The organism is Streptomyces sp. NPDC005485, from assembly GCF_040606085.1.
Classification (GTDB): Bacteria; Actinomycetota; Actinomycetes; order Streptomycetales; family Streptomycetaceae; genus Streptomyces.
Window position 1 is genome coordinate 1 of the sequence record NZ_JBEXDZ010000272.1, and the last position, 6364, is coordinate 6364.

8 protein-coding genes are annotated in these 6364 nt (G+C 69.2%); 1 reads left to right on the forward strand and 7 read right to left on the reverse strand.

The window, feature by feature from the left end:
- Window positions 1-103: 103 nt before the first annotated feature.
- The 3 genes from ABZS97_RS42970 to sigJ all read right to left on the reverse strand — a co-directional run bounded on the left by ABZS97_RS42970 (window position 104) and on the right by sigJ (window position 2403).
- The gene (locus tag ABZS97_RS42970; RefSeq protein WP_356149063.1) at window positions 104-808 is read right to left on the reverse strand and encodes a hypothetical protein; all 705 of its coding nucleotides are present in this window, start codon (window positions 806-808) and stop codon (window positions 104-106) included.
- A 292-nt stretch (window positions 809-1100) separates the two neighbouring features.
- Window positions 1101-1451: a hypothetical protein gene (locus ABZS97_RS42975; protein WP_356149066.1), complete on the reverse strand. Its 351-nt coding sequence runs from the start codon at window positions 1449-1451 to the stop codon at window positions 1101-1103.
- Window positions 1452-1497: 46 nt separating this feature from the next.
- Window positions 1498-2403: an RNA polymerase sigma factor SigJ gene (sigJ, locus tag ABZS97_RS42980; RefSeq protein WP_356149069.1), complete on the reverse strand. Its 906-nt coding sequence runs from the start codon at window positions 2401-2403 to the stop codon at window positions 1498-1500.
- Between the two features lie 107 nt (window positions 2404-2510).
- Between sigJ and ABZS97_RS42985 the strand changes: the two genes are divergently transcribed.
- The gene (locus tag ABZS97_RS42985) at window positions 2511-2873 is read left to right on the forward strand and encodes a hypothetical protein (protein ID WP_356149072.1); all 363 of its coding nucleotides are present in this window, start codon (window positions 2511-2513) and stop codon (window positions 2871-2873) included.
- A gap of 60 nt (window positions 2874-2933) precedes the next feature.
- Here the strand turns inward: ABZS97_RS42985 and ABZS97_RS42990 are convergent, their stop codons facing one another.
- From ABZS97_RS42990 to eda, 4 genes are all read right to left on the reverse strand, one after another.
- Entirely contained in the window at window positions 2934-3656 is a 723-nt protein-coding gene (locus tag ABZS97_RS42990; RefSeq protein ID WP_356149075.1) for a FadR/GntR family transcriptional regulator, read from the reverse strand.
- The gene (locus ABZS97_RS42995; RefSeq protein WP_356149081.1) at window positions 3647-4660 is read right to left on the reverse strand and encodes an aldo/keto reductase; all 1014 of its coding nucleotides are present in this window, start codon (window positions 4658-4660) and stop codon (window positions 3647-3649) included. Before ABZS97_RS42995 ends, ABZS97_RS42990 begins: the two co-directional genes overlap by 10 nt.
- A gap of 58 nt (window positions 4661-4718) precedes the next feature.
- Complete coding sequence (locus ABZS97_RS43000; RefSeq protein ID WP_356149084.1) at window positions 4719-5726, reverse strand: sugar kinase; 1008 nt, start codon at window positions 5724-5726, stop codon at window positions 4719-4721.
- Window positions 5727-5764: 38 nt separating this feature from the next.
- The coding region (gene eda, locus ABZS97_RS43005) for a bifunctional 4-hydroxy-2-oxoglutarate aldolase/2-dehydro-3-deoxy-phosphogluconate aldolase (protein WP_356149078.1) at window positions 5765-6364 on the reverse strand (600 nt) is incomplete at its 5' end.

Genomic DNA, 6364 nt, shown 5'->3' on the forward strand with positions numbered 1-6364 from the left:
CCGGCCGAAGCCCCAAGTACGTCCAGTACGAGGGCCTTCGTCCGGCACGCCGAGGGCACGCACCGAACACCGCGGGCACCGCACAGGACTTTCAACACACCCCCTAGCTGTCTTCCTCGTCATTGGGCGGCGGGACAACCAGGTCGCGATCGGACCTCTGGATCTTCCTCATGGCCGCCAGGTCGTCGGCCTTCTTCCCCGCGGCCAGAACCTTGGTCCCGCCGACCACTGCCTCGCTTCCGAAGTACGCGATGATCACGGTCATCACAACCCAACGGAAGTCACCCATCAACTGGTGGGCATAGTCCTGCTCGGCAGTCTCATTACTGGCGGCACCTGTAACTCTGCCGGAAGTTGCCGGGTGTTGGACAGGTTTCTTGTCCGCCCCGCTGTCGATCGCGGGAACTGTGAGCACGAACGCCAGCATCACGAGGAATGTCAGCAGGAAACTTGATGTGATGGCGATCCGTGCTCGTCGAGAGGCGATGTAGAAACCGCCGTAGGACATGATGGCGACGATGGCGAGCACTCCGCCTACGACTTGGGCCGGGGACAGACCGTTCTGCCAATTGAACAGATCGACCAGCCACAGCAGGATTTCCCCGAGGACAACTGCGCCTCCGCAGACGGAAATCGTCCACCAAATCGGAGCATTCCTGGCCTGATCGATCACATTCGCGAAAACTGGATCCTTCTTGGACTTGGTCTTTCCGACTGCCTGCCCCTGACGGGCTTGTCCTTCTGGATCAGGAGAACTCTTGAGTGGGTCTTCACCGGCCCTGCCTGGAACGGGCGGGTCCTCCGTCATGGCGCTCAACCCCTTTCAGGGCGCAGCCAGGCGGAACGAGTAGGTCCCCTGAGTAGCCGTTCGACACCGACCATCCTGGCCGCGTCCATGTCATCAGGCTACGCCCGGTGAAGGTCCCCGTCAGTTCGAGCGACTCAAGAGTGCGGTACAGCGGGACATCCGCAAGTGTCGCGGCGGCCGGGGCGGTCGGCCCGCTGGTTACGCCAACGCGGTCCACTGGCGCAGGAACCCGGCACCGACACCGCTGCCGCTTTCGGCCCGCGGGCTCATGACGTGTTCGGCGGGGCGGCGTTCAGAGCCACCGCTGTGCTGCCTCGACGCTGTCCCCGCCATGGGTGTTGAACGCGATGGCGGCCTGGGGCGCGTGGCGGCGGATCAGGTTCACGATGCGCTCGAAGAGGGGAAGCAGCTGTTCGGCCTTGCGGATCCCGCCGCCGATGACCACGACATCCCACGGGTGCCCGGTCAGCGAGGAGATGAGGGTGGACTCGGCCGATTCGTCGAACACGACCAGCCTCATGGCCGCCTCGATGCCGTGCTCGGCGAACCGGGCGAGTTCCGCATCCAGAGCCGCGCGAAGAGCCTCTCCGTCGACGCCTGGTATCGCTTGCGGGTCGTAACCAACAACGAGAGCAGAAGACACACCGCCAGCGTAGCGGGCCCTACCCGAGCATGATCCGCCCCCCCCCCTAGCCGTCCCGCGCCCACGGCCGCAGCTTCTCCGGATTGCGGACCGCCCAGATCCGGGTGACGAGACCGTCGGCGACATCGAACGCGGCTACGGTCATGACCACACCGGCACGCTGGGCCACCAGGCCCGGCGCACCGTTGACCGAGCGCTCCAGGAGTTCGAGCCCCGGAGCCTTGTCGGCGATGGCGACCATGTACTGGGCGATGCGCGCGCCGCCTTCGATCGGGCGCAGCACGGCACCGACCATGCCGCCGCCGTCTGCGGTCATCACGGCGGCCGGGTCGAGGAGGTCGACGAGGGCCGCGATGTTCTTCGTCTCCCACGCCTCTTTGACATGCCGCACCGCCTCGGCCTGTCCGGCCGCCGTCACCGGAGCGCGCGCGACGCCCACCCGCCGCCGCGCGGAGGCCGCCAGCTGCTTGCAGGCCGCAGGGGTCCGGCCGAGGACGCCGGCGATGTCGGCGAAGGGGTAGCGGAAGACGTCGTGCAGGACGAACGCCACCCGCTCGGCGGGCGTCATCGACTCAAGGACGATGAGGAAGGCCATGGTCACCGATTCGTCCAGGACCATCTGGTCGGCGGGGTCGGTGCCCTGGCCGTGGTCCCACTCGGCACGGTCGGGCAGCGGCTCGGGCAGCCACGCGCCGACATAGCGTTCACGCCGGACCCGCGCCGAGCCGAGTACGTCCAGGCAGATACGGCCGGTGACCGTCGTCAGCCAGGCGCCGGGGGACACGATCTCCCGCTGCCGGCTTCGTGGCAACGCGTACCAGCGCGCGTAGGCCTCCTGCACGGCGTCCTCGGCCTCGGCCAGTGAACCGAGCAACCGGTAGGCGACATTGATCAGTTGGCGCCACTCGCCGGCTATCTCACCGGCGAACTCATCGGTGTTCGTCGCAGCCATCCCCGTGCCCCCGACCGCCTCGTCGCCTTACCTTTCGCGGGCCCGCGTCGTCGGGCTGATGAGACCTTATCGATCTACTGCCTCCGGGCGGAACAGGGGACCGTGACATGGCCACCCAGGCGACGACACAGCGCAGCTTCTCGTTTCTGCAGATCGCGATCATCCTGCAGACTTTGACGATCTTCCTGCAGGCGGTGTCCGCCGGGTTGTTGCTGACCGCGTCCTACGGAGAGACGCTGCACAGCGTCGGAGCCCGCGTGATGTACGGGGCCTCGATGCTGTACGTGCTGGCTGCGGTGCTGGCGTGGAAGCCGGGCGGCGGCTCCCCGCGGCCCATCTGGCACGCGTCCGGCTTCCTTGCCCTCGCCTCGGTGCAGGTCGTGCTCGGCATCGCCCACGTACCGTCGGTCCATCTCCCCCTGGGCGTCCTGATGTTCGGGCTGAGCGTGCTGGCGCTGGCACGGCGCTGAGGATGTCAGGCGTTTGGACGGCGCATCGGAACGGAGACGGCGTCAGGCGCCGTCCACCGGTCATTTCTCCGGCCGTGCTCCGGAAGGCAGGGGTGCGTTGGCGCGCAGATGCTCTCTGAGCCACTGCTCGGTGTTGCTCACGTGCAGCAGTGCGGCGGCCTGGCTGAGGGCGGCGTCGCGGGTGGCCAGAGCCTTGAAGATCGCCTCGTGTTCGGCGAGGGTCCGGCCCGAGGCCTGGTCGTCCACGAGACCTCTCCAGATGCGGGCGCGCAGTGTGCGGCCGGAGATGCCCTCCAGAAGGGTCAGGAGTGTCTCGTTGCCGGTGGCGGAGACGACGGCGCGGTGGAAGGCCACGTCATGGGCGTTGAGCTGCTCGACATCGTCACGGGCCTCGCGCATGGCGTCCAAGTGCTTCTTCACTTCGGCCAGTTGCTCGTCCGAGATGCGTGTGGCGGCGAGTGCGGTGGCGAGCGGTTCGAGGAGACGCCGCACCTCCATGAGGTCCTGCAGGGCGCCCGAGTCGCCCTGGAGCAGCTCCACCGCTCCGCCGAGCCCCTCCAGAAGCAGGCTGGGCTGCAGGCTGGTGACGTATGTGCCGTCACCCCGGCGGACTTCGAGGATCCGTGCGACGGCCAGTGCCTTCACCGCTTCGCGGGCGAGGTTGCGGGACAGACCCAGCTGGGCGGCCAGGTCCGGCTCCGGCGGGAGCTTCGACCCCGGGGGCAGCGCCCCGGTGCTGATCAGCTCACGGATCTGCTCGATGGCCTTGTCCGTCAAAGACACCGCGAACCTCTCTCCTGCGTGTTCGCGGCGGGCACGCCCGCCCTGATGAGCCCCTGGGCACGAAGATCGTCCCAGAGGTCTTCGGGGATGTGCTGATGGTGGAGTTCCACGTTTCGTCTGACCTGCTCCGGGTTCCGCATACCGAGGGTGACATTGATGATAGTGCGATGCGTGTGCGGGAAGGCGATGGCGGCGGCGGGCAGGGTCGTACCGTGAGCCTCGCAGATCTCGGCGATCGCCAGGGCGCGGGCGACCAGGTCCGGTGGGGCGTCCTCGTAGTCGTACTTCATGCCCTCGGCGGGCCGGTCCAGCGAGAGCAGGCCCGAGTTGAACACACCGACCGCCACCACACTCTTGCCCGTCTCCTGAGCCGCCGGCAGCACGTCGTCCAACGCCGACTGGTCGAGCAGGGTGTAGCGCCCGGCGAGCATCACGATGTCGGCGGCGGTCTCGCGCAGGAAGCGGGCGAGCATGGCCGTCTGGTTCATGCCGGCCCCGATCGCGCCGATCACCCTCTGATCGCGCAGGTCCGCCAAGGCGGGCATGGCCTCCTCGGCGGCCTGCCTCCAGTGGTCGTCGGGGTCGTGCAGGTAGACGACGTCCAGACGGTCCAGACCCATGCGCTCCAAGGTCCCCTCGATGGAGCGGAGCACCCCGTCACGGCTGAAGTCCCACTGCCTGCGCAAATCGTCCCGCACCACGAACCCCTCGTCATCGACGCCGCGAGGCCGCTCGTTGGGGACGAGCAGGCGGCCGACCTTCGAGGAGACGACGTACGCCTCACGCGGCCGGCCCCGCAACGCCGCGCCCAGCCGCTGTTCGGAGAGACCGAGTCCGTAGTGCGGTGCCGTGTCGAAAGAGCGGATGCCGGCTTCCCAGGCGGTGTCGACCGCGGCCTCGGCGTCGCGAGCGGAGGTGACTCGGTAGAGGTTGCCGATGCCGGAGGCCCCGAAGCCGAGTTCGGTGAGCTCGACAGAGGTGTTCGTGATCTTCCGGCGTCCGATGGACTGTCTCAAGGGTGCTCCTCGGGAGTGCGGGTGATGCGGGCCGCTGCACGACCGGTCAGCGCGTGACGGCGGCCGAGCCGCCCTCGACGAGTGCCTCGACCTCGGTGAGGGAGGCCATGGAGACGTCCCCCGGGGTGGTCATGACGAGGGCTCCGTGGGCCGTGCCGTAGGCGAGGGCACGCTCCAGGGAGGCGCCCGTGAGCAGTCCGTGGATCAGGCCGGCGGCGAAGGCGTCGCCGGAGCCGATGCGGTCCAGTACGTGCAGAGCGGACATCCTCGGGCCGGGGACGAACCCCGCCTGCGCGGACCAGGCCGCCGACGCCCAGTCGTTCACACCCGCGGAGGGGACCTCCCGCAGCGTCGTCGCGAGAACCTGGGCCGCGGGGACCTTGCCGGCCACCTCCGCGAGGGCGTCCGGTACCCCCTCGGGAGGGACACGTACATCGCCCGGGTACCGCCCGGTCAGACCCAGTGCGCCCACCACGACGTCCGCATGGCGGGCGAGCCGCAGGTCGACCTCGCGTGCCCGTTCGGCACCGCCCCGGCCGTCCCACAGGCTCGGGCGGTAGTTGGGGTCGTAGGAAACCGTGACGCCGTACCGGCGTGCGGCCGCCATGGCCTCGTCCGCCACGTCCACCGTGGTCTGCGACAGCCCCGCGAAGACACCGCCCGTGTGGAACCAGCGTGGGCCCGAGGCGAAGACCGCGTCCCAGTCCACGTCCCCCTTCCGCAGCTGGGAGACGGCCGTGTTCGCGCGGTCGCTGACGCCCAGCGCACCGCGCACTCCGAAGCCGCGCTCGACGAAGTTGAGCCCGTTGCGAGCGGTACGGCCGATGCCGTCACCCGGCACCCAGCGGATCAGCGAAGTGCCGACGCCACCCTGCAGGATCAGGTCCTCCACGAGTCGGCCCACCGGATTGTCGACCAGGGCCGTTACGACGGCCGTGCGCAGGCCGAAACAGCGCCGTAGACCTCGTACGACGTTGTACTCGCCGCCGCCCTCCCAGACCTGGAAGGTCCGGGCGGTGCGGATCCGGCCCTCGCCCGGGTCGAAGCGGAGCATCACCTCGCCCAGCGCGATGACGTCGGCGCCTTGGACGGTCACCGCTCGCTCCTGTCCACGGCGGCGGCCGTCATCCGGCGGATCTCCGCGTAGTCCCCGCGCTCCAGGTGCGCGGGCGTCGCCATCCAGCTGCCGCCGACGGCGAGAACGGCGGGTTCGGCGAGATAGTCGGCAAGGCGGTCCTCGCCGATGCCGCCGGTCGGTACGAAGCGCATCTGCGGGAAGGGAGCCCCGAGCGACCGAAGCATCCGCAGGCCGCCGAGCGGCTCGGCGGGGAACAGCTTGACGGTGTCGAGGCCTGCCTTCAGGGCGAGCATCAGCTCGGTGGCGGTGGCGATGCCCGGCACCACGGGCACCCCCAGCTCCCGGCCCTTCGCGACGACCTCCTCGTCGAAGCCCGGCGAGACCAGGAAGCGGGCCCCCGCCGCCACGGCCCGTTCCGCCTGCTCGGGGGTGAGGACCGTGCCGGCGCCGACGGTCAGCCCGCCGTGCGCGGCCATCGCCTTGAGCGCGTGCTCCGCGTCGGGGGTGCGGAAGGTGACCAATGCCTCGCCACGGCGCATTGCCTGCCACAGTTCAGACCTACGGCTCTCCGCGAGAGCCACCGTGGCGAAAGTGGCGCTGCTGACCTTCCCTCC

What these genes read in the sequence shown, in the direction of transcription:
- ABZS97_RS42970 (WP_356149063.1), bottom strand. Translation starts at nt 808, where the DNA reads ATGACGGAGGACCCGCCCGTTCCAGGCAGGGCCGGTGAAGACCCACTC.
- sigJ (WP_356149069.1), bottom strand. Translation starts at nt 2,403, where the DNA reads ATGGCTGCGACGAACACCGATGAGTTCGCCGGTGAGATAGCCGGCGAG.
- ABZS97_RS42985 (WP_356149072.1), top strand. Translation starts at nt 2,511, where the DNA reads ATGGCCACCCAGGCGACGACACAGCGCAGCTTCTCGTTTCTGCAGATC.
- ABZS97_RS43000 (WP_356149084.1), bottom strand. Translation starts at nt 5,726, where the DNA reads ATGCTCCGCTTCGACCCGGGCGAGGGCCGGATCCGCACCGCCCGGACC.